The organism is Sphingobium chungangianum (genome assembly GCF_977014255.1).
This window is the reverse complement of record NZ_CDRNIV010000006.1, coordinates 2,156,413-2,178,338: the sequence shown is the minus strand read 5'-3', so window position 1 is coordinate 2,178,338 and position 21,926 is coordinate 2,156,413. Positions and strand designations below refer to the sequence as shown.

Genomic DNA, 21,926 nt, shown 5'->3' with positions numbered 1-21,926 from the left:
TTTCCGGCGCGCGCTGCCGGAAGTCGGCCTGCCTGTGTAGCCGTACATAGGTAAAGAAATGGCTTATCGCCGACGTTTTGCGCCTGCGATCGCGCGACCCTGTTAACCCCGCTATCGCCACATTCCGCCGCGCGTTCGGGCACCTGCTCTGGCGCGAATCGTTCGCCATGCGTATCGGCCGCTGACTGCCGTAAGATCAGGATATGCATTTGACCCAGTTGATGACGGCCGATGCGGCGCGCCGATCCGATGCGATTTCCATAGCTCGGGTGATCTGCATATTGGGTGTGGTCTATGTGCACGCCTGGACCGGGTTGAACGGTCATGACCTGGAAATCGCCCGCGGCACACCGCAGGAAAATCTGCGCTGGCTGCTCATGGAAATATTCGGGCGCAGCGCAGTGCCGTTACTGGGCGTCATTTCGGGGTGGCTGGTGGCGGGATCGTCCCGCGCGCAGAGCTGGTTCCGTCATGTGCTGCAAAAGGCGCGGACGATCCTGTTGCCAATGATCCTGTGGAATGGCCTTGGCATCTTGCTGGTATCCGGCGCGGCGTGGTCCCTTGGGTTGTCAGCGCCCGTGCCGGTGTCGTTTGACTGGCTGTTTCAGGAACTGTTCGTCGTGACCCGGAACCCGGACATCAACGTGCAGATGCCGTTCCTGCGCGACTTGTTCCTGTGCATGGTCGTTGCTCCGCTGCTGCTTCGCCTGCCCAATCGCGTGCTGATTGGCGTTGCTGCTGTCGCAGCGGTCGCCCAACTTGCGGGTTGGGGGCCGCCGGTGCTGATGCGCCCGGCGATCCTGTTCTTCTTCGTGCTGGGCATGATGGCCCGGCGAACCGGGCTGGCGGAGCGGGTTGCGGGGCTGGGTTGGGCCGCAGCGGCCATGCCCTTCCTGTTGCTCATGGCCGTGCAGCTTCATTTTTCCCTGCAAGCGGCGCAGGGATCGGCCATAGGCGTCGGCTTGCTCGACCTTGCCGTGCGTGTTGCTGCGGCCACCTGTTTCTGGCGGCTGTCCTGGGGGCTGGCGGGAAGTCCCGTGCGGGGAATGCTGTTGAGGATCGAGCCTTTCGCCTTTCTGCTATTCTGTTCGCATCTGATCCTGATCTGGCTGGGCGGGCCGTTGCTGGGCGTGTTGTTCGGGAAGCTCGGTTCGCCCTTCTATCCCGCTTATCTGCTGATCCAGCCGGTGCTTGTCCTGATCGCGGTCCTGCTGTTGGGATCGCTTCTCAGCCGTGCCTGGCCGGGTCTGGCCAAGGTGCTGAGTGGAGGACGCTTGCAGGGAGCCTCGGCGGTCAGCTAATTGCTTTGGCGGCGGCCATGGCGATTTCCAGGCTACGCTTGCGGGCACTGAAATCATGGATTTGCCCGCCGATGATCAATTCATCGACACCCGTCCGCTCTACGAAAGCGGCAAGATCCTCTTGGACTTTATCCTGCGTGCCGATCGACGTGGCGCTCAGGACATCCGAAAGCATCGCCTGCGCGCCGGGTGGCAGGCTTTCGAAATAGCCGGGCACGGGTGGCTGCAATTTCCCCGGCTGCCCAGTGCGGAGACGAACGAAGGCCTGTTGCATGGAGGTGGCGAGCAGTCGCGCTTCTTCCATGCTGTCCGCCGCGAATATATTATAGCCTGCCATCACATAGGGGCGATCAAGCTGGGCCGATGGTTTGAAGTCGCGACGGTAAACCGCGATCGCATCCTCAAGCGCGCCAGGAGCGAAATGGGAGGCGAAGGCATAGGGCAGACCCAGAGCGGCGGCGAGTTGGGCGCCGTAGAGGCTGGACCCGAGGATCCAGAGTGGAACATCTTCACCCGCGCCGGGCGTCGCCTGAAAGCCGAGCCTTCCGTCACCCGCGAAATAGGCCTGCAATTCCAGCAAGTCGCGCGGAAATTCATCCGGCCCACCGGAAAGCGTGCGGCGCATGGCCTGAGCCACCCGCTGGTCCGATCCGGGCGCGCGGCCTAGCCCAAGGTCTACTCGACCGGGGAAAAGCGCTGCGAGCGTACCGAACTGTTCGGCTATCAGCAGGGGGGCATGGTTGGGGAGCATGATGCCGCCCGAACCTATGCGGATGGTCGATGTCGCCTGTCCGATATGCGCCAGCACTACCGAAGTTGCGGCCGATGCGATGCCCGGCATGCCGTGATGTTCGGCAACCCAATAGCGATGGAAGCCGAGTTGTTCAGCATGAACGGCGAAGGCCGCGGCGTTGACGAGGGCTTCGCCAACGGTGCTTCCTTCAATGACGGGGACGAGGTCCAGAACGGAAAAACGGATCATTGCCCGGATATGGGGCGATGATCCGTTTTATTTCAATACCTAGATGTTAGCTAAGATCAGCCTACGCGGCCGAACCCCTGCGACGGTGGTTCGGATCGGCGGCCAAATGTGGCGGGGCGACGTGCGACCAACGGATTGGAGTCGTGATCGAGGAGGGACATTGTCTCGGTAAAGCAGGGCCGCAAACTGACGACAACCTCGATCAATTCGTCAGGACCCTCGCGTGTTTCGACGCAGCGGCGCGCGACCATTTCAATGCGTTCGGCCATGCTGCTCAAGCGATGGGCGCCAAATTGAGCCGATTCGCCCTTCAATGTGTGAGCGGGCGTGACGAGCGCGATGGCATTGCGTTCGCGGATCGCCTGCTCGATCGCGCCAATGGCCTTGTCGCCATCCTCGCGAAAATAGCTGAGAATCCGGAGAAATGCGCTGCCCAGTTCCGACCGGGACTTTGCCAGATCGGCCTGATTGACCAGTTCTGCCTCTTGATACGACACCCTGTCACACTCCCTGTTTCGACTTCAGCATAGAAGCCGCGCGTAAACAGCAGGTTAAGCGGAGGCGTCAGAACAAGGTTGGCGTCAGGATTTACGCGACAATTCAAAGCGATCGCCAGCAGCGGCGGAGAAATTCCAGCCATGCTGCCGGGTAAGCGCCTCCAATTCGCGGGCGGCGTTGGGGTCGTCCGCTTCGACCGTTACCGCATTGGCCGACCGCATCGCGCGGGCGGCGCGCAATGCGGGCCAGGGGCATTTCATTCCCCTGGCATTCACATAGGCGGTATCATTTGGTGGCATAGGGATTGCGCGCGCTGCGCAACGTAAGGCGCACGGGCACGGCGCCGAAGCCCAGTTCCTTGCGGATGCCGTTGACGAGATAGCGTCGGTAGCTTTCCGGCAGTTCGTCCAGACGCGTGCCGAACAGCACGAAGGTAGGCGGGCGGGTCTTGTTCTGGGTGATGTAGCGGAGCTTGATCCGCTTGCCGCCGGGGGCGGGGGGCGGGTTGGCCTCCAGTGCGCGTTCGAACCAGCGGTTGAGAATGCCTGTCGAGACACGCTGCGACCAGGCGGTGCGCGTTTCGAAGGCGACGCGGATGAGGTCGTCCAGACCCTTTCCGGTCGCGCCTGACACGGTCATGATCGGCACGCCGCGTATCTGCGCCAGGCCGTCGGACAGCGCCTGCTTGATGCCCTGATACAAGGCCGAGCCATGCTCGACCGTGTCCCATTTGTTGAGCGCGACGACGAGGGCGCGGCCTTCCTCCAGCACCTTGTCGGCGATGCGCAGGTCCTGCGCCTCTAGCCCGCGCGTGGAATCGAGCAGAAGCACCACGACCTCGGCAAAGTTCACAGCGTTCAGACCGTCCGAAACGGCGAGCTTTTCGAGCTTGTCCTGCACCTTCGCACGCTTGCGCATGCCAGCGGTGTCGATCAGGCGGACGGGGCGGGGTTCAGCCTCCTCATTGCGGGGGTCTGTCCAAGTCCAGTCCACCGCGATGCTATCACGGGTGATGCCTGCTTCGGGGCCGGTGAGCAGACGGTTTTCGCCGAGCAGCCGGTTGATGAGGGTCGATTTGCCCGCATTGGGACGGCCGACGATGGCGAGCTTGAGCGGAGCGGCCTCCAGATCGGCCTCGCTCGGTTCGGCTTCCTCTTCTTCCTCATCCTCCCGGTCGATATAGGGGAGGAGCGCCTGGAACAGGTCGGCAAGTCCTTGACCATGTTCGGCGGAAAAGGGGATGGGGTCGCCCATGCCTAGGCTGAATGCCTCCATCACGCCGTCGTCACCGGCCTTGCCCTCGGCCTTGTTGGCCATCAGCACGACGGGCGCGTCGCCTTCGCGTAGCCAGCGGGCGATTTCCTCGTCCAACGGGGTGATGCCAGCGCGTGCATCGACGACGAACAGGGCGACATCGGCATTTTCGACCGCCGCCTGCGTCTGCATGCGCATCCGGCCGGGGAGGGTCTGAGGATCCTCGTCCTCATAACCGGCGGTGTCGATGATGGTGAAATCGACGCCGAGCAGGTTCGCTTGCCCTTCCCGCCGATCGCGCGTGACGCCGGGCTGGTCATCGACCAGCGCCAGCTTCTTGCCGACGAGCCGGTTGAAGAGGGTGGACTTGCCCACATTGGGCCGCCCTACAATGGCAACTGTGGGCAGCATGATAGCCCGTTTCCTTTAAAATGACGGTGCTCCTGCGCAGGCGGGAGCCCAGTCCAAACGGCGGATCTGGGCTCCCGCCTGCGCAGGAGCACGCTTATCTAACATCATCTAAGGCGTTAACGAAACGCCGTCAGCTTGCCGTTGTCAGCAAGGATATAAAGCATGTTGTTGGCGACAACGGGGGAAAGCGACATGGACTTGTCCATATCAACTGCTGATTGAACGGCGCCCGTTGCCGGATCGACATAGTTGAGATCGCCATGGGTGGATACCAGGATCAGGCGACCGCCTGCCAGAACGGGACCCGTCCAACGGATGGCGTTCGCCTTCTTCTTTTCCTTTTCCCAGCGGCGAAGCTGGCTGATCCAGCGAATCTTGCCGGTCGCGCGGGCGACGCAGAGCAGCTTCGCGTCGCTGGTCACGACGAATACCCATTCGCCCGCAACCCACGGCGTCGAGATGCCCGCAATATTGATTTCCCACAGGCGTTGGCCGCTCACCAGTTCATAGGAGGCCATGCGGCCACCCTGACCGATGGCGAAGACGCGGCCACGGTCGATAACCGGATTGGCATCGATGTCGGTGAGGGAGGCGACGGCCGTTGAAATGCTGGTGCGCGAAAGGGCATCGCCCCACAGCGTGCGGCCATTTTCATAGCGGTAGGCGGTGAGTTCGCCCGAGCTATAGCCCGCGATTACAGTGCCTTGCGCAGCGGCGGGGGCGGCGACGCCGAACACGCCGGTCACCTGCAACGTGCCACTGTCGGTCCACTGCACTTCGCCATCGCTCTGGTTGAGCGCGAAGATCTGGTTGTCCTGCCCCATGACATAGACATGGCCGTTGGCGAGCGTCGGTGCGCCGCGTAGCGGGCCGCCGGGGCGCTTCTTCCACAGGATGGAGCCGTTTGCGGCGCTGAGAGCAGCGACGTCGCCGACGCCGGTGCTGGCATAGACCTTGTCATCGACGATGCTGACGCCGCCGCCGAACAAGGCGCGACCGCTGCCTTCGGCGGGCAGGGCAGTCTGCCAGAGCTTCGCGCCGGTCGCGGCATCGAAGGCGATGACATGGGCGCCCGCGTCGATGACGTAGAGCTTGCCATTGGCGATCACGGGTGAGGAGGCGAGGCGCGCGCGAGGGGTGCTGCCTTCGATCGAGCTGGTCCAGGCCGTCGCGGGCGAGGCGCCCAGCGCAAGGTTACCCATCGCCTTGGCAGGGTTGCCGCCCGGCTGCGACCATTGGTCGTTGGCATAGGCTTCGGGTAGTGACACGGGCACATCGGCAAGGGTCGGATCGACCTCCACGCCTTGCTCGTTGGTCAGGATGGATACGCGGTTGCCGACCACGGGGGTCTTGGGTCCACCCTTCTTGCCCCCGATGACGCCGCAGCCCGCCAATAGCGCGACCATCGCGGCGACGGTCAGGACCCGGCGCGTGCCCGCAAATTTCGTCATGCTGTGCATCCCCATGCGCTTATCTTCATCCCTGTCCCGGTACGGTCGGCGTTTCGACTGCATCTATGCCCAATAAGCCAGCCATCTGTCGCGCGCGTGAACGGATCGACTGAGGCACGGTGGCATCCTTTGCCATCGCTGCGAACAGCGGGCCAGCAAGATCGGGCTTGCGCATCTTCATATAGGATATGGCGACCAGTTCGCCCGCGCTGCCGAACCATGGCGCGCCTTCAACGGCGAGGGGCTTGAGGCGATCGACCACCTGTTGCGGCTGAAGCGTCTCGAACTCCAGCGTGGTCTGGCGGATCAGGGCGAGATCGCGATAGGGCTGATCAAGCGAGCTGTCGGCTGCCATTGCCTTGTAAGCGGCGATCGCGGCCTTGTTGTCGCCCTTGCGAGCGGCGACACCAGCCTTCACGAGCAGGGCTGACGCGCGGAAGCCGGGCTGGCTGGCGTCGGTCAGCGTGTCGAGTAGCTTGGCATCCGGGGTCCCGCCGCCCGCAGCGGCCGAGATGACCTTGTCCATTTCCTCGGACACGGCTTGCGATTGAGTGGCGCTGTAATGTTGCCAATAAAGCCATGCCGCAAAGGCAACGAGGCCGATGACCACGGCCGCGACGATCCAGCGGCCAAAGCGCTGCCAGAAGGTCAGCAATTGGTCCTGACGCACGGCCTCGTCGACCTCGCGCATGAATGCTTCGCTATTTTGCGGCGTCAGGGCCACGTGGGTCTCCAGATATGCGTCAGAAAAAGCTCGCGGAAGGCGCGATCAATAGCGGCGGTGGCGCTTAGCGCAAATCACTTTTTGGGGCGATAGACCTGATCTGCGGTGGGAAAGCTGCGATTGCGTACTTCGACGGCATAGCGTTCGGCCGCATTGCTGATGGTATCGGCAATGTTTTCGTATCGTTTCACGAAGCGTGGCACGCGTTCGAACATGCCGAGCATGTCCTCCGCGACCAGCACTTGGCCGTCGCAATGGGCCGATGCGCCGATGCCGATGACGGGAATGTCGATGCTGTCGGTGATGGCGACGGCGAGGTCTTCCATCACGCCTTCAAGGACCACGGCGAACGCGCCGGCTTTAGCAACGGCGCGGGCGTCGTCCATGATCTTGGCATGTTCTTCCTGGCTTTTGCCGCGCGCGCCATAGCCGCCCAGCGCGTTCACCGCCTGAGGCGTGAGGCCGACATGCGCCATGACGGGAATGCCGCGCTGGGTAAGGAAGGCGATGGTTTCCGCCATGGCTTGCCCGCCTTCCAGCTTCACGGCTGCGCAGCCGGTTTCAGCCATGACGCGGCTGGCGCTGGCGAAGGCATGGGCGGGGGAGGCTTCGTAGCTGCCGAAGGGCATGTCGACGAGGACGAGGCTGTGATAGCTGCCCCGGACGACGGCGGCCCCGTGGGCGATCATCATGTCGAGCGTGACGGCAAGGGTCGAGGGCAGGCCGTAGATCACCTGGCCGAGCGAATCGCCGACGAGCAGCATGTCGCAATGGGGATCAAGGAGCTGTGCCTGCCGGGCGGTGTAGGCGGTCAGCATCACCAGCGGTTCGTCCGTCTTGCCCTCGACCTTGCGGCGCTGAATGGCGGGGACGGTCAGGCGCTTCATTGGCGCGGGCGTGGGATTGGCGCGGCTGGTGGAGGTGTCGAGGGTGAAGGTGGTGGACATGAAGGCGATGTACCCCAGTGGGGTTGCAGGCGCAAATCGGGTTGTAATTCCGTCATCCCAGCGGAAGCTGGGATCTCCTTGGGCCAGGCTTTGCCTGAGATCCCAGCTTTCGCTGGGATGACGAACCCCTGTACCAAAAAGAACGGGAGCGGCAGGCCTGTGCCGCTCCCGCAGGGGGTGAACATCGTTACGGGATCAGAACGAGAATTTGATCGTCCCGCCCCAAGTCCGGGGATCGCCAGGCTGGCCAGCGATCAGGCCGGTGTTGCCGGGAGCAACCTGAAGATTTTCGATATAGTTGACGTCGAACGCGTTGCGGACCCAGCCGAAGACATCGAAGCCTTCGCCGCGGAAGCCTGCGCGGAAGTTGGTGAGCGCGTAGCCCTTTACTTCGGTGTAGCGCGAGGGTGAGGCGTTGGAGTTCCAGTGCGAGCGGTAATTGCCGTCCACGCCCAGATCGACCTGGCCTTCCTTCGCCAGCAGCGTCACCGGAATGTTATATTCCGCGCCGTAGGAGAAAGCCCATTTCGACACGCCGGGCAGGTCCTGACCGGAGATGTCGCACTGGCGAGGGCTGGCAGCGCCCGGAACGCCTGGCTGCGAATAATCCGGCGTGGCGCCAGAAGGTTGCGAGGGGCCACCCGACAATTCAGGCGGGCAGGGCGCGTTGGTGAACTTCTTATATTTGGCGTCGGTGTAGGCGGCATTGGCATAGGCGGTGAAGCGGTCGCTGGCGACCACCTTGAAGTCCGCCTCGATACCCTGCGACCGGACCTTTTCCGCATTGGCGAGATAGCCGCGCACGGTGCCGAACTGGCCGCCGTTCACGGTTGCCTGGAAATCCTTGATCGTGGTGCGGAAGGCCGAGATGTTGAAGGTCGCGCGCCGATCCCACAGCTGGGTTTTCAGCCCGACTTCGAAATGCTGGACCGATTCCGGCTTCACCGTTGCGGCGTCATAGTTGACCGTATTGTCCAGGTTGAGCGGCAAGCCGTTCTGGTTGATGCCCAGCGTCTTGAAGCTCTTGGCATAGGTCGCATAGGCGAGGACGTCCCGCGCGAACTTGTAGTTGACGTTGAAGTCGTAGGTGAAGTTCCACGCGCTGTCCGATGGGGCGCTTACCTGCGGCTGATAGATGCCGCACTGCTGTGAGGTGCCCGCAATCGTGCCGGGTGCCGGTGGCGTGGTGCAGCTGATCGCCTGACCCTGCGCGTTCGTCACGACACGCTGGTAGAAGCCCGATTTCTTGTCATAGTTGAGACGCAGGCCGGGCTGGATCGTCAGCGCATCGGTGACTTTCCAGCTGAGCTGGCCGAACAGCGCGGCGCTCTCGCTCTTCAGCCACTGCGTGTTGCTGGCGGTGAGGCCCGCAAGCGTCGCGGGGTTGTTGGCGGGATTCAAAGGATCGGCCGAGGGTGCAAGGCTCCACTTGGCGGCTGCTGCCCCCTGCTGTTCGGTGCCCTGTGTGTCGATCCGCTGTTTGAAGCCGAAGAGGCCGACGACAAAGTCGATCTTCTGGCTTTCGTAATTGTAGCGGAATTCCTGGCTATACTGGTTCTGTTGCGAGGGGTTCTGCGATTTTGAGACGATGGGCAGGCCTGTGAAGTCGCGGTCATTCTCCGGCTTCCAATCCCAGAAGCGCCAGGCGGTGACCGAGGTCAGCGTGCCGGGGCCGACATCCCACTTCACCCGCGCCGAAACGCCGCCGATCTTGTTGCCAGCGTTCAGATTGCTGTCGAGGTCGGACAGGCGGTCATAGGGATTGCGGCTGGGCACGACATAGCCCTGCGCTGCGGCGAGAGCGTCATATTGACGGTTCAGCGGGCGCTGCGTGCGGCCGACGCGGACGAAAGTAGTGCCGCAGCATTCCGGGTCCTGCTTGCTGTAGTCGCCTGACAGGGTGATGCTGAAATCGTCGTTAGGTTTGAACAGCAGCTGGCCGCGAAGGCCGAGATTGTCCTGTTCGTTGATCCAGCGCTGCGACGTGACGTTGTAGAGCGTGCCCCGGCGGCTGGTCGCGGCGACCGCGAGGCGGGCGGTGACTGTGTCGGAAAGCGGGCCGGAGATGGCGGCCTTTGCCTGCCGGTAATTGAGGTTGCCGACGCTGAGTTCCGCACGGCCTTCGAAATCGAAGGTCGGTTGGTTGGTCGTGATGTTGATCGCGCCCGCCGTCGTGTTCTTGCCGTAGAGCGTACCCTGCGGGCCGCGCAGCACTTCGACCTGGTTCACATCCAGAAAGTCGAAGGTCGCGGCGGCGACGCGGGAATTGTAGACGTCGTCGACATAGATGCCGACGCCCTGCTCGAACCCGTCGCTGGTAAGGCCGAACGGCACGCCCAGACCACGGATGTTGACCGAGGTGTTGCGCGGATTGGTGGTATAGACCTGCAAGGTCGGCGCAAGCTGCTGGAGCTTCACGACGTTGAAGTTGCCGGTCGCTTCGATGCTGTCGCCGCGAATGACGGAGATCGCCAGCGGCACTTCCTGCGCCGTTTCGGCGCGGCGGCGGGCGGTGACGATGATCACGTCGCCGCGAGGATTGGCAGGCTGTTCGGCCGCGTCCGTGGCCGGGACTGCTGCATCGGCAACTGGCGCAGGCACTTCCTCAGCATGAACGCTGGACGCAAAGATGGATGCGCTCGCCACACCGGCGAGCAACAGAGAACGCGCAATCATAAAAATTCCCCTTCCGGAGGTCCGGTGAATGTTGATCGCGGCGTTTCCGGTTGGCCGGTCAACACCGTTGGTCTGGGAATGGTACTGGACAGTTGGCGGCCCACCCCCTGCCGCCTATCATTAACCGCCTGTCCGACGGCTCGGTTTTGCAACCCTTAAAGGCCCCCGCCTTTTTTCAGGCGGTGAGACGAGTCTTTTCCGTCACGTCGATCTGGACGACGCGGGCATCATGCACGGTCAATGTGATCGACCCGAAACGCAGCGCTTCAAGAACGCCGCGAACCTTTTCGATGCTGACGGAAATGTCCGCCCGCTGGCCATCTGCGCGGCCGTTGCGGGCAAATTCTGTTGATGGGCTGTCACTCATAAGCACCTCATGGCCCGCTTTTATCTCAACTAATTACATAGACAAAAAAGCAAATATATAGGGCGCCCAAGTTTGCCTTGTCGCGCCCCTTTGGAATTCAGCCGATCAACCGCATCGCCGCCAGTTTGCGGTCATGTTGATGATGGGCCAGGGGAATGGCTGGCCGCATCTGCCGCATGAGCGAAGCCTGTTCATGTGCGTTGTCGACCAGCCGTTCGAGCAGGGATTGGCCGAAATCCCATGTGCCAAGATTGGCTTCAGCATTGATATGTCCGCTAAAGCCCGCGTCGACAAAGCTGCTGCCCCAGTTTTTGGCGATACTGTGGGCGCGTTCGAAGAAGATATAAGGGTCGTTGCGGCTGGCGACGACGATCGACGGGAAGGGTAGCTGTGCTCGTGGCGTCGGTCCAAAGCCCCCGATCGTTTCGGGCGTTTCCATCCGGTCGCAATCAGGCGGGGCGACCAGCAATGCGCCCGTCACCGGCCAGCCATAAGCCTGGCTTTGCAACGCGCCCCACCAGGCGACAGCGAGGCAACCCAGGCTGTGCGCGGCCAGGATGATCGGTCCTTCGACTTCGCGGATCGCCGCATCAAGTCGAGTGACCCATGCATTGCGGTTTGGGCTGGCCCAACTGCCCAGATCGACACGCTCGCAATCGCCGCGCATGCCCTCCCAAAGGGTCTGCCAATGACCGGGGCCGCTGTTGTTGAGACCCGGTATGGTCAGCACGACAGGATTGCGCGCGTCGCCCAGATGTCCGAATCGGTCCATGGTGTGATCCTCGTCCAATTGCACGATGGATGTATATTCTATTCTTTAGGTAGACAATACTTCAGCGACCAAATGTGTCCAAATTTAGGCGACTGGATTCATCTGGGGTTCAGCATTGGAAGGGCGCCGTCAGGGCAACAACTTCGCCTGTTACCAAGGATATATAAGACCGTAATAGGAGTAGACGTTGCGGCCATAGGCCTCGTCATATTCCGGCCGAGTGTCCGCGAGATGACGGGGGGCGCTGTCCAGCATCTCCTTGCTAAGATCGACGATATAGCCGCCCTTGCCCGTGTCATAGCTCAGCATCGCCCATGGGATGGGGTAATGGTCATGGCCGATGCCGAGAAAGCCGCCAAAGGATAGGACGGCGTAACGGACCTGGCCGCTGCGTTTTTCCACCATGAAATTCGAGATATGGCCCAACCGTTCGCCTTCGCGGTTGTAGACGGCGGTTCCTTCGACACGGTCGGATGCGATCAGGTCGCCGGGATTTTCCACTGCCGGGTCAGTCATTGTCACCCTCCTGAACAGGAATAAGGCTATGATGATGAAACCGAGCAGGGTCAGCGGGGTTCCCACTCTTCACGCAGGAGGATGACATGAAGATCAATCGCAGTGGTTCGGCGGTATGGAGCGGCGGCCTGAAAGAGGGCAAAGGCGCGATCTCCACGCAAAGTGGCGCTTTGGACGCGCATCCTTATGGCTATGCCATGCGGTTCGAAGGGGTGCCGGGGTCCAATCCGGAAGAATTGATCGCCGCCGCCCATGCGTCCTGCTTCACCATGGCGCTATCTCTCATTTTGGGGGAGGCCGGGCTGACGGCGGAGAAAATGGAAACGAACGCGGTCGTGACGCTGGAGCAGCAGGAGGGCGGCTTTGCGATAACGGCGAGCAAGCTGACGCTGAAGGCGACCATTCCCGGTGCTGACGACGCCAAATTCCAGGAGCTGGCCGCCAAAGCCAAGGAAAATTGCCCCGTGTCGAAGCTGCTGAACGCGCAGATCAGCCTGGAGGCGGAATTGCTAGGCTGAAGCGAAACGGCGGGTGCGGACATGCTCCCGCCACGCAATATATAGGCCACTGGCGATGATGAGCGCTGCGCCTACCCAGGTAGTGTGCATCGGCCATTCGCCCCAGATCAACAGGCCCAGCAGTGTGGACCAGATGATGGTGCTGTAATCCATCGGCAGCACCACGGATACAGGCGCATGGCGAAGCGCGCCGGTCATGCAGAGCTGCGCAATACCGCCTGTCAGCCCGACGCCGACGAGCATGGCCCAGGTCATGGGATCGTGCGCCTTCCCGACGAACAGCATCAGGATACCCAGCGGCGGCACGGACAGGATGGTGAACCAGAATACGATGACGCCGGTCTTTTCGGTGCGGCCAAGGTCGCGCAACAGCAAGCCGATGCAGGCCGTGATGATGGCGGCGGACAACGCGACGGCAAGGCCGAACGGCGGGAAATGCGCGCCATCAGGGCGGACCATGACGATGATCCCGACAAAGCCCAGCATGATGGCAGCCCAGCGGTGGGGGCCGGTCGCTTCGCGCAAAAGGATGGCCGACAGCAGCGTGGCGAAGATGGGCATGGTGAAGCCGATCGCGGTGGCTTCGGTTAGGGGAAGAAGCAGATAGGAGCCGAAATTGAGGACCATGCCGGTAAGGCCAAGCACGGTCCGGCTGACATGCGCGCCCAGCCTGTTCGTGCGGACCGAGGCAAGGCCATCGGTCATCGCGACCCACGTGACGATAAGGGGCAGGGCGAGCGCCTGACGGTAGAAGATCAGCTCGACCAAGCTGACGCCCCGCGTGCCCACAAGCTTGCCGAGGGCAAACATGACGGCCATGAACAACATCGCCAGCAAACGCAGGCCGATGCCTGTCAGCGCATGTTCGTCACGCGCCGATGGTGGCGGCGGAAGCTCCTCTGGCGGGCTAATGGGGGCAGGGGGTTGCACGCAGGTCGCTTTAACCGGCGGACAGGATGACGCAACCACCCCATGATAATTATCGACTCGTCTTTGGAAAATGTAGCGGCGGTCGTTCCCCTGCTATCCTGCCGACAAGATCAGAGGCAGGCTTCCAGGAAAGGCTGGTCGAACCCGAACTGGCGCGCCTTGTCGAGCGTGTAGGGGCGCAGGCCCATGGAGCGGTATTCGCCAACGATCTTACCGCTGTCATCTTCGTCATGATATTCGAACTTGAACAGTTCCTGCGTGACGATGACGTCGCCTTCCATGCCGATGACTTCGGTGATGTTGGTGACGCGGCGCGAACCGTCGCGCAGGCGCTTTACCTGCACGATGAGGTCGACGGAGTCGGCGATCTGCTTGGAGATGGCTTCCTTCGGGATCTTGATGTCGCCCATCAGGATCATGTTTTCCATACGGCCCAGGCACTCGCGCGGGCTGTTGGAGTGGAGCGTACACATGGAGCCGTCATGGCCTGTGTTCATCGCGGCGAGCAGGTCGAAGCATTCCGCGCCACGAATTTCGCCCAGGATGATGCGGTCAGGACGCATACGCAGGGCGTTCTTGACGAGGTCGCCGATGGTGATGGCGCCTTGCCCTTCCAAGTTCGGAGGGCGGGTTTCGAGCGGTAGCCAGTGCGGTTGTTGCAGGCGAAGTTCGGCTGCGTCTTCGATCGTGAGGACGCGCTCACCCGGGTCGATCATCTTCGACAGGGCGTTGAGCATCGTGGTCTTGCCCGAGCCGGTGCCGCCGGAAATCACGATGTTCATGCGCGATGCGCCAGCGATCTTGAGCGCGGTGGCCATCTTCGGGCTCATCGCGCCCCATTGGGCGAGCATGTCGATGGTGATCGGCTTGGCCGAAAATTTACGGATCGAGATGGCGGTGCCCCGCAGCGAGAGCGGCGGCACGATGACGTTGACGCGGCTGCCGTCGGGCAGGCGGGCGTCGGCCAGCGGCGTGGTCTGGTCGACGCGGCGGCCGACCTTGTTCACGATGCGCTGGGCGATCTGGAACAGATGCTCCTCATCACGAAACTTGATCGGCGCGATGATCAGCTTGCCCTTCTTTTCGATATAGGTCTGCTCCGGCCCGTTGACCATGATGTCGGTGACCTCGGGGTCGGCCAGCAGCTCCTCTAGCGGGCCGAGGCCGAGCAGTTCATCGACCAGCACCTTTTCCAGCGCGAATTGTTCGCGGCGGTTGAGGGTGAGCTTGAGCTCTGCCAGCACCTCCATGATGATCGGGCGGAATTCCTCGGCCAGTTCATCCTTGCTGAGCGTCGCGGCGGCTTCGGGGTCGACGCGCTCGAGCAGGCGGGGGAGGACCTGTTCCTTGATCTTGTGGACTGACGCTTCGAAGCCTTGCGGCCCCGCATCGGCGACATGCTCGGCGTTGGCGCGATCGGACAAGCGCTGCAATGCGTCTGCGTTGCGCTGCATCTGGCTGGTGGGCGCGGACAGCGGATCGATTGGGGTGTCGGCGGCGGGCAGGGGAGCCATGTCTAGCGGGGGGAACTGGTCTCCGCCTCGCGCTTCCTCACGCGGGGCGCTGCCCTGCATTGGCCGGGCTACACCGAATCCCGGCTTGATGCCGGCAGGTCCATTTTTCCGTCCAAACGCGCTCATAATTCTCCGCCGCGATATTCCGTAGGATTCGCCTGCCGGAACAGGCTGATCCGAATTGGTTGCAATGGTGAATAAGGCGGAAACTTTGACAAATGGCTAATGGCGCTGAGCGGGGTGGCCTGGTGACCGGCGGTGGCGGGCTGTGCCAGATAGGAAAAAGGCCGCGCTCCGGTTTGGAGGCGGCCTTTTAATTTATTGGCGGGATTGCTTTGGCTGCTTCAGCCCGCATGCTCCGCGAGGACGGTCAGGCCCTTTTCATTGACTTCAGCGAAACCGCCCTGAACTGGGATGATTTCGGGCGCGGCGCCCGCGCTGGCGAAGATCTGGATCGCGCCGTCGCGGACGGTGGACATGAACGGCGCGTGGCCTTCCAGCACGCCGAAGTCGCCATCGGTGCCGGGGACGACGACCTGATAGACCTCTTCCGAGCGGACGAGCTTTTCGGGGGTCACGAGTTCGAAATGCAGTGCCATCTGTAACTCTCCCCCTCCCTTTTAAGGGAGGGGCAGGGGTGGGTGCGCTTGCGTTAGCAATCGCCTGCAACGCTTCGGGATAGGTCGGCTCCCCCGGATCAAGTCCGGGGTCGCGGCCCACCCCTTAATCCCCTCCCGCCTGCGGGAGGGGAAACATTTGGAAGCTTACGCTGCCTCAGCAGCCAGCTTCTTTGCCTTTTCGATGGCCTCGTCGATGCCGCCGACCATGTAGAAGGCGTTTTCGGGCAGGTGGTCATATTCGCCTTCGACCACAGCCTTGAACGACTTCACCGTGTCTTCGATCTGGACGAACTTGCCCGAGATGCCGGTGAAGACTTCGGCGACGTGGAAGGGCTGCGACAGGAACTTCTGGATCTTGCGGGCGCGGGCGACGGTGAGCTTATCTTCTTCCGACAGCTCGTCCATGCCCAGGATCGCGATGATATCCTGAAGCGACTTGTACTTCTGCAGGATCGACTGGACAGCGCGAGCCGTGTCGTAATGTTCCTGGCCCACGGTGCGGGGTTCGAGAACGCGGCTGGTCGAGTCCAGCGGATCGACCGCCGGATAGATGCCGAGTTCCGAAATGGCGCGGTTGAGAACGGTGGTGGCGTCCAAGTGCGCGAAGGAGGTTGCAGGCGCCGGGTCGGTCAAGTCGTCCGCGGGAACGTAGACGGCCTGAACCGAGGTGATGGAACCCTTGTTCGTCGAGGTGATCCGCTCCTGGAGAGCGCCCATGTCGGTCGACAGGGTCGGCTGATAGCCCACGGCCGAAGGAATACGGCCGAGCAGAGCCGACACTTCCGCGCCCGCCTGGGTGAAGCGGAAGATGTTGTCGACGAAGAACAGCACGTCCTGCCCTTCCTGGTCGCGGAAATATTCCGCGATGGTGAGGCCCGACAGGGCGACGCGTGCACGGGCGCCCGGGGGCTCGTTCATCTGGCCATAAACCAGCGCCACCTTGGAACCTTCGCTGATCGCGTTGCCATCGGCGTCCTTGGCGATAACGCCAGCGTCGAGGAATTCGTGATAAAGATCGTTGCCCTCACGAGTACGCTCGCCGACGCCCGCGAACACGGAGGTGCCGCCATGGCCCTTTGCGATGTTGTTGATCAGTTCCTGGATGAGGACGGTCTTACCGACGCCCGCGCCGCCGAACAGGCCGATCTTGCCGCCCTTTGCGTAGGGGGCGAGAAGGTCGATGACCTTGATGCCGGTGACGAGGATCGAGCTTTCCGTCGACTGATCGACGAACTCGGGAGCCTTGGCGTGGATCGGCGCGGTCAGCGTGGTGGCGACCGGGCCGCGTTCGTCGATCGGTTCTCCAACGACATTCAGGATGCGGCCGAGCGTGGCCGGGCCGACGGGAACGCTGATCTGCGCGCCGGTGTCGGTCACTTCCTGACCGCGGGTCAGACCCTCGGTCGAGTCCATCGCGATGGTGCGGACGGTGTTTTCACCCAGATGCTGGGCGACTTCCAGAACAAGGCGGTTGCCGTTGTTGCTGGTTTCCAGCGCCGAGAGAATTGCGGGGAGCGCATCGGGGAAGGTCACGTCGACGACAGCGCCGATGACCTGCGAAATGCGGCCTACATTGTTGGTGGTTGCCATGACTGCTTCCTTGCGTGCGTGATCTTTAAAGGGCTTCTGCGCCCGAGATGATTTCGACCAGTTCGGTGGTGATCGCGGCCTGACGGCTGCGGTTGTATTGAATGGTCAGCTTGTTGATGAGGTCGCCTGCGTTGCGGGTCGCATTGTCCATGGCGGTCATCGATGCACCCTGTTCGGACGCGTTGTTTTCCAGCAGCGCCTTGAAAATCTGCACCGTGATGTTGCGCGGCAGCAGGTCGTCGAGGATCGCTTCTTCGCTCGGTTCATATTCGACCGTCGCGGGGATGGCGTTGCGATCCGCGTCTTCGGGGATCTTAACCGGGATGATCTGCTGCTCCGTCGGGATCTGGGCGAGGGCCGACTTGAAGCGCGAGAAGAAGAGGTGCGCTACGTCGAACTTGCCGTTCAGATACATGTCGGTCAGCTCATGCGCGATCACTTCGGCCTGAGCGTAGCCCGGTTCCTTTGCGCCGGTCGTTTCGAACTGCGCGACGATCATGCCGGGGAAGGTGCGGTTGATGACCGGACGACCCTTGCGGCCGATCAGGTAGAAGCGCACGGTCTTGCCCTGCTGGATCAGCTCGTCCGCCTTGGCGCGAGCCGCCTTGACGATGTTCGCGTTGAACGCACCCGCAAGGCCACGGTCGGAGTTGGCGACGACCAGCAGATGGACGTCATCCTTGCCGGTGCCAGCGAGCAACGGCGAGGCGCCTTCGCCCGAGCCGCCCGCGATCTTCGACGCGAGGCTGGCGACGACGGCTTCCAGACGGCTGGAATAGGGGCGCGCGGCTTCGGCGGCAGCCTGCGCCTTACGCAGCTTAGCCGCGGCGACCATCTGCTTCGCCTTGGTGATCTTCTGGGTCGATTTAACCGACCCGATGCGGATCTTCAGTTCCTTGAGGCTGGCCATGACGAACCTTCTGTTCGTCATCCTGACGAAAGTCAGGATCTCGTGCCTCCGGGCTGAACCCTTGGGCCTGAGATCCCAGCTTTCGCTGGGATGACGGATTATCCTTTACGCAAACGTCTTGCCGAACGAGTCCAGCGCGGCCTTCAGCTTGGCCTTGGGCTCGTCGCCCAGATCCTTGCTGTCGCGGATCGCGGCGAGGACGTCGGCATGGTCGTGACGCAGATAGGCGAGCATCAGCTCTTCATAGCGCGTGACGTCCTTGACCGGGATCGAGTCCAGATAGCCGTTGGTGCCGGCGAAGATCGACGCGGTCTGCTCTTCGAAGGGCAGGGGCGAGAACTGAGCCTGCTTCAGCAGTTCGGTCAGGCGCGCACCGCGGTTCAGCAGCTTTTGGGTCGAAGCGTCGAGGTCCGAACCGAACTGGGCGAAGGCCGCCATTTCGCGATACTGGGCCAGCTCCAGCTTGATCGAGCCGGAAACCTTCTTCATCGCCTTGGTCTGCGCGGCAGAGCCGACGCGCGACACCGACAGACCCACGTTAATGGCCGGACGGATGCCCTGGTAGAAGAGGTTGGTTTCGAGGAAGATCTGGCCGTCAGTGATCGAGATCACGTTGGTCGGAATATAGGCCGACACGTCGCCCGCCTGCGTTTCGATGATCGGCAGCGCGGTGAGCGAACCATTGCCATTGGCGTCGTTCATCTTCGCAGCGCGTTCCAGCAGGCGGCTGTGGAGATAGAAAACGTCGCCGGGATAGGCTTCGCGGCCCGGAGGACGACGCAGCAGCAGCGACATCTGACGATAGGCGACGGCCTGCTTGGACAGATCGTCATACACGATCACGGCATGCATGCCGTTGTCGCGGAAGAATTCGCCCATGGTGACGCCGGTGTAGGGCGCCAGATACTGGAGCGGAGCGGGTTCCGAAGCGGTCGCGGCGACGACGATCGAATATTCCATCGCGCCATTTTCTTCGAGCTGCTTGACGATCTGCGCGACGGTCGAGCGCTTCTGGCCGATCGCGACGTAGATGCAGTAGAGCTTCTTGCCCTCATCATCGCCCGCGTTGATGCCCTTCTGGTTGATGAAGGTATCGATCGCGACGGCGGTCTTGCCGGTCTGACGGTCGCCGATGATCAGCTCGCGCTGGCCACGGCCCACGGGGACGAGGGCGTCGATCGCCTTCAGGCCGGTCTGCACGGGTTCGTGCACCGACTTGCGGGGGATGATGCCCGGAGCCTTGACTTCAACGCGCTTGCGCTCGGTATACTGGATCGGGCCCTTGCCATCGATGGGGTTGCCGAGGCCGTCGACCACGCGACCCAGCAGACCCTTGCCGACCGGAACGTCGACGATGGTGCCGGTACGCTTGACGGTGTCGCCTTCCTTGATTTCGGCGTCCGAGCCGAAGATCACGACGCCAACATTGTCGGCTTCGAGGTTGAGCGCCATGCCCTGCACGCCATTGGCGAACTCGACCATTTCGCCCGCCTGGACGTTGTCGAGGCCATGGACACGGGCGATGCCGTCACCCACGGTCAGCACGGAACCGACTTCGCTCACCTGCGCTTCGGTGCCGAAATTGGCGATCTGGTCCTTGATGACCTTCGAAATTTCTGCGGCGTTGATATCCATGTTCAGCCTTTCATCGCCTGGGCGAGACTATTCAAACGGGTGCGGATGGAGGAATCGATCATCTGGCTGCCGATCTTGACGACCAGCCCGCCCAGGATCGCGGGATCGACCTTGGCTTCGAGCGCGACGTCGCGGCCGACGCGGGTGCGGAGGTTTTGCGCAAGCGCGGTGATCTGGTTCGAATCGAGCGGATGCGCGCTGGTCACTTCCGCGCGGACTTCGCCCTTGTGATTCGACAGCAGCGTTTCATAGGCGCGGATGACGGCGGGCAGCTGCGACAGGCGGCGGTTCGCGGCGAGGACGCCCAGGAACTTCGTCGTCAGCGCGTCGATGCCGATGGATGCTGCCACCGCCGCAATGGTCTTTCCAGACGCTTCGCGGCTCAGCACCGGATTGTTGATGAGGCTTTTGAAATCAGCCGATTCGGCGATCGCCGCCTTGATCGCACCGAGGCTGGCCGCCACGGTGTCGAGGGCGTTGCCGTCGCGGGCCAGATCGAACAGCGCAAGCGCGTAGCGTCCGCTGAGGCTAGCCTGAATGCCGCCGGTAGTCTCCACGCGCTTACCGTCCTCCAATTTCTGTCACTGGCACTTGATTTGCCGGTCATGCGAAAAGAGGGGCGCGGTCTTATCCGTCCCGATCCCCTGTTGCCCGGCCGGTTAGCAGCGGCTTTATGACTATGCAAGTCATGGAACGCGATTCCGTCGCAAGGATGGAATGGAGACGATTAGACGGCGCTTTCCGCCGCGCGATTTTGGTCAGTTTGCGGGGTCGGGGGGAGCGAGGCGGCCCTTGCGGCAATGATAGACCAGGCGTTCGTTGGGCTGCGCGGGCAGCAGGGAAGCAAGATCGCTTCGCAGGGCGGCGATCCGGGCGAGCAGATCGGGATCGGTCCCGCACGCCTTGATCGGGCCGTCCTTCAACAAGGCGCGAGCCTTGTCCATCGCATCGCCATCCGGCAGCCAGCGCTGGACGCGTAAGGTGCCCGTTGCCGGGTCGAAGCGGCTGACGGTGATGAAGTTGCCCGAATCCGGGACGGCGGCGCGCTCCCATTCATTGCCCGCGCTGACATATTGGCTGTTGCCGTTGGCGCAGCCGGTGCCGGTCCAGTTGAAGGGAATGTCGTTGGCCTCCGACACGGTGAGGCGGCTGCGGTTGAGGTCGACCGCGCAGACATTGTCGCCTTCCCACGCATAGGCATGGTTGCCAGCCACCCTGCCGTCGTCGGGCAGTTTTACGCGCTCATCCACGCTGGAGAAGCTCGGCCGCAGCAGGAACAGCGCGACCGCGCCCAACAGCAGCAGGCCGCCGCCCGCGAGCGACCATGTCGCGCGGCGTTCGCGGCCCTGGCTGTAGAAGAGGCCGCCCGCGCCGAGCCCAAGCACCGCCAGCGCCAGAAGCACGGCCGCGCCCGCCATCGCATTTTCGCGGCCGGAGATGACTTCGCGTTCCGCCGCGTCGCGCGCCTTGCCCAGCGCGGCTTCGCGCGCGTCGGCACGAGCGCGCTCCGACTGTTCGCTTTGCTGCGCCGCGCGCTGGGTGAGCGCGGCGTCTGCGGCGTCGGCTTCGGCCATGGAGCGGCAGGGAACGACGGTACGCAGGGATGAAACGCCCGCCTGCCGGAGGAAAGACGCGACTTCGCGCCAGGACACGGCGAAACCGAACTCGGCGTCATTGCCGTCCGAGATGGACCCGAAGCTGTTGACGCCCAGCACCCGGCCGCAATCATCGACGAGCGGGCCGCCACTGTTGCCAGCGGCGAGGGGGGCGGTGTGGAGGATGGTGTCGAAGCTGTGGCTTGACCGGCCCGACGACACGTTGCCGCTGGTCTTTACCGTGCCGAGCGGCTCCACCATTTCCTTGAGACCAAGGCCCTGCGCCCGATCGACCGTGCCGGGATAGCCGATCGCGGTCACATGCTGCCCATCGCTGACGGCGCCCGCGTAGAAGGTGCTGACCGGCAGGCGGCCTTCCTCCAGCTGGATCAGCGCGAGGTCGTTGCCGGGGGAGTAGGCGATGACGCGGCCGCCGTAGCTTTTGCGGCCTTCGGAAGGGACGACGCCGATGACGAGGTTTTTTTCCTCGCGGGTCAGTTCGACGACGTGGGCATTGGTCAGCACCTTATCCGGCGCGACCGCAAAGCCGCTGCCATGGCCGACGAAATAGGCTTCGCTGCCGTCCGTCGCCACGATGGCGATGCGGACAACGCCGCGCGCGGCGGCGGCGATGTCCTGCTGTTCGGCGCGCGCTGTCGCGGGAAGGGCGAGGGCGAGCAACATGCAGAGGCGACGGAAGAATTCGACCATGATG

Annotated in this window: 21 protein-coding genes; 2 read left to right on the top strand and 19 right to left on the bottom strand. The window is 62.7% G+C overall.

Annotation, left to right across the window (positions count from 1 at the left end; genetic code table 11):
- Positions 1-203: 203 nt before the first annotated feature.
- On the top strand, positions 204-1,301 hold the full coding sequence (locus ACWNC0_RS17865) for an acyltransferase family protein (RefSeq protein WP_449473538.1): 1,098 nt from the start codon (positions 204-206) through the stop codon (positions 1,299-1,301).
- On the opposite strand, the gene ACWNC0_RS17860 is transcribed toward ACWNC0_RS17865, so the two are convergent.
- The 11 genes from ACWNC0_RS17860 to ACWNC0_RS17810 form a co-directional block, all read right to left on the bottom strand.
- Entirely contained in the window at positions 1,294-2,283 is a 990-nt protein-coding gene (locus tag ACWNC0_RS17860) for an LLM class flavin-dependent oxidoreductase (RefSeq protein WP_449473537.1), read from the bottom strand. The two genes, ACWNC0_RS17865 and ACWNC0_RS17860, sit on opposite strands and share 8 nt — an antisense overlap.
- A 56-nt stretch (positions 2,284-2,339) precedes the next feature.
- Complete coding sequence (locus tag ACWNC0_RS17855; RefSeq protein WP_449473535.1) at positions 2,340-2,780, bottom strand: Hpt domain-containing protein; 441 nt, start codon at positions 2,778-2,780, stop codon at positions 2,340-2,342.
- Between the two features lie 84 nt (positions 2,781-2,864).
- Positions 2,865-3,080, bottom strand: a complete 216-nt coding sequence (locus tag ACWNC0_RS17850) for a sulfurtransferase TusA family protein (RefSeq protein ID WP_449473533.1) — start codon at positions 3,078-3,080, stop codon at positions 2,865-2,867.
- Positions 3,067-4,446 (bottom strand): ribosome biogenesis GTPase Der, encoded by a 1,380-nt coding sequence (gene der, locus ACWNC0_RS17845; protein ID WP_449473531.1) that lies wholly within the window; start codon positions 4,444-4,446, stop codon positions 3,067-3,069. Before der ends, ACWNC0_RS17850 begins: the two co-directional genes overlap by 14 nt.
- A 116-nt stretch (positions 4,447-4,562) precedes the next feature.
- The gene (locus ACWNC0_RS17840; RefSeq protein ID WP_449473529.1) at positions 4,563-5,912 is read right to left on the bottom strand and encodes a PQQ-binding-like beta-propeller repeat protein; all 1,350 of its coding nucleotides are present in this window, start codon (positions 5,910-5,912) and stop codon (positions 4,563-4,565) included.
- Positions 5,913-5,922: 10 nt separating this feature from the next.
- Positions 5,923-6,621, bottom strand: coding sequence for a tetratricopeptide repeat protein (locus ACWNC0_RS17835; RefSeq protein ID WP_449473527.1), 699 nt, complete (start codon positions 6,619-6,621; stop codon positions 5,923-5,925).
- A 74-nt stretch (positions 6,622-6,695) separates the two neighbouring features.
- Complete coding sequence (panB, locus tag ACWNC0_RS17830) at positions 6,696-7,568, bottom strand: 3-methyl-2-oxobutanoate hydroxymethyltransferase (RefSeq protein WP_449473525.1); 873 nt, start codon at positions 7,566-7,568, stop codon at positions 6,696-6,698.
- A 195-nt stretch (positions 7,569-7,763) separates the two neighbouring features.
- A complete protein-coding gene (locus ACWNC0_RS17825) occupies positions 7,764-10,244 on the bottom strand; it encodes a TonB-dependent receptor (protein ID WP_449473524.1) in 2,481 nt (826 codons plus the stop codon).
- A 175-nt stretch (positions 10,245-10,419) separates the two neighbouring features.
- The gene (locus tag ACWNC0_RS17820; protein WP_449473523.1) at positions 10,420-10,611 is read right to left on the bottom strand and encodes a YezD family protein; all 192 of its coding nucleotides are present in this window, start codon (positions 10,609-10,611) and stop codon (positions 10,420-10,422) included.
- Positions 10,612-10,708: 97 nt separating this feature from the next.
- Positions 10,709-11,383 carry an RBBP9/YdeN family alpha/beta hydrolase gene (locus ACWNC0_RS17815; protein ID WP_449473522.1) on the bottom strand — a complete coding sequence of 225 codons (675 nt, stop codon included), beginning with the start codon at positions 11,381-11,383 and terminating at the stop codon, positions 10,709-10,711.
- A gap of 150 nt (positions 11,384-11,533) precedes the next feature.
- On the bottom strand, positions 11,534-11,899 hold the full coding sequence (locus tag ACWNC0_RS17810) for a PRC-barrel domain-containing protein (protein WP_449473521.1): 366 nt from the start codon (positions 11,897-11,899) through the stop codon (positions 11,534-11,536).
- Positions 11,900-11,985: 86 nt separating this feature from the next.
- Between ACWNC0_RS17810 and ACWNC0_RS17805 the strand changes: the two genes are divergently transcribed.
- Entirely contained in the window at positions 11,986-12,417 is a 432-nt protein-coding gene (locus tag ACWNC0_RS17805; protein ID WP_449473520.1) for an OsmC family protein, read from the top strand.
- Here the strand turns inward: ACWNC0_RS17805 and ACWNC0_RS17800 are convergent.
- The 8 genes from ACWNC0_RS17800 to ACWNC0_RS17765 form a co-directional block, all read right to left on the bottom strand.
- Complete coding sequence (locus tag ACWNC0_RS17800; RefSeq protein ID WP_449474655.1) at positions 12,409-13,245, bottom strand: DMT family transporter; 837 nt, start codon at positions 13,243-13,245, stop codon at positions 12,409-12,411. The genes ACWNC0_RS17805 and ACWNC0_RS17800 overlap by 9 nt on opposite strands.
- A gap of 212 nt (positions 13,246-13,457) precedes the next feature.
- Positions 13,458-14,987, bottom strand: a complete 1,530-nt coding sequence (locus tag ACWNC0_RS17795; RefSeq protein WP_449473519.1) for a CpaF family protein — start codon at positions 14,985-14,987, stop codon at positions 13,458-13,460.
- 218 nt (positions 14,988-15,205) lie between these two features.
- Positions 15,206-15,460 (bottom strand): ATP synthase F1 subunit epsilon, encoded by a 255-nt coding sequence (locus ACWNC0_RS17790; protein ID WP_449473518.1) that lies wholly within the window; start codon positions 15,458-15,460, stop codon positions 15,206-15,208.
- Positions 15,461-15,625: 165 nt separating this feature from the next.
- Positions 15,626-17,071: a F0F1 ATP synthase subunit beta gene (atpD, locus tag ACWNC0_RS17785; protein WP_449473516.1), complete on the bottom strand. Its 1,446-nt coding sequence runs from the start codon at positions 17,069-17,071 to the stop codon at positions 15,626-15,628.
- A gap of 25 nt (positions 17,072-17,096) precedes the next feature.
- Positions 17,097-17,981 carry a F0F1 ATP synthase subunit gamma gene (locus ACWNC0_RS17780; protein WP_449473515.1) on the bottom strand — a complete coding sequence of 295 codons (885 nt, stop codon included), beginning with the start codon at positions 17,979-17,981 and terminating at the stop codon, positions 17,097-17,099.
- A gap of 105 nt (positions 17,982-18,086) precedes the next feature.
- Complete coding sequence (atpA, locus tag ACWNC0_RS17775) at positions 18,087-19,616, bottom strand: F0F1 ATP synthase subunit alpha (RefSeq protein ID WP_449473514.1); 1,530 nt, start codon at positions 19,614-19,616, stop codon at positions 18,087-18,089.
- Between the two features lie 2 nt (positions 19,617-19,618).
- Positions 19,619-20,173, bottom strand: a complete 555-nt coding sequence (locus tag ACWNC0_RS17770) for a F0F1 ATP synthase subunit delta (RefSeq protein WP_449473511.1) — start codon at positions 20,171-20,173, stop codon at positions 19,619-19,621.
- Positions 20,174-20,374: 201 nt separating this feature from the next.
- A complete protein-coding gene (locus ACWNC0_RS17765) occupies positions 20,375-21,922 on the bottom strand; it encodes a S1C family serine protease (RefSeq protein WP_449473508.1) in 1,548 nt (515 codons plus the stop codon).
- Positions 21,923-21,926: the final 4 nt, after the last annotated feature.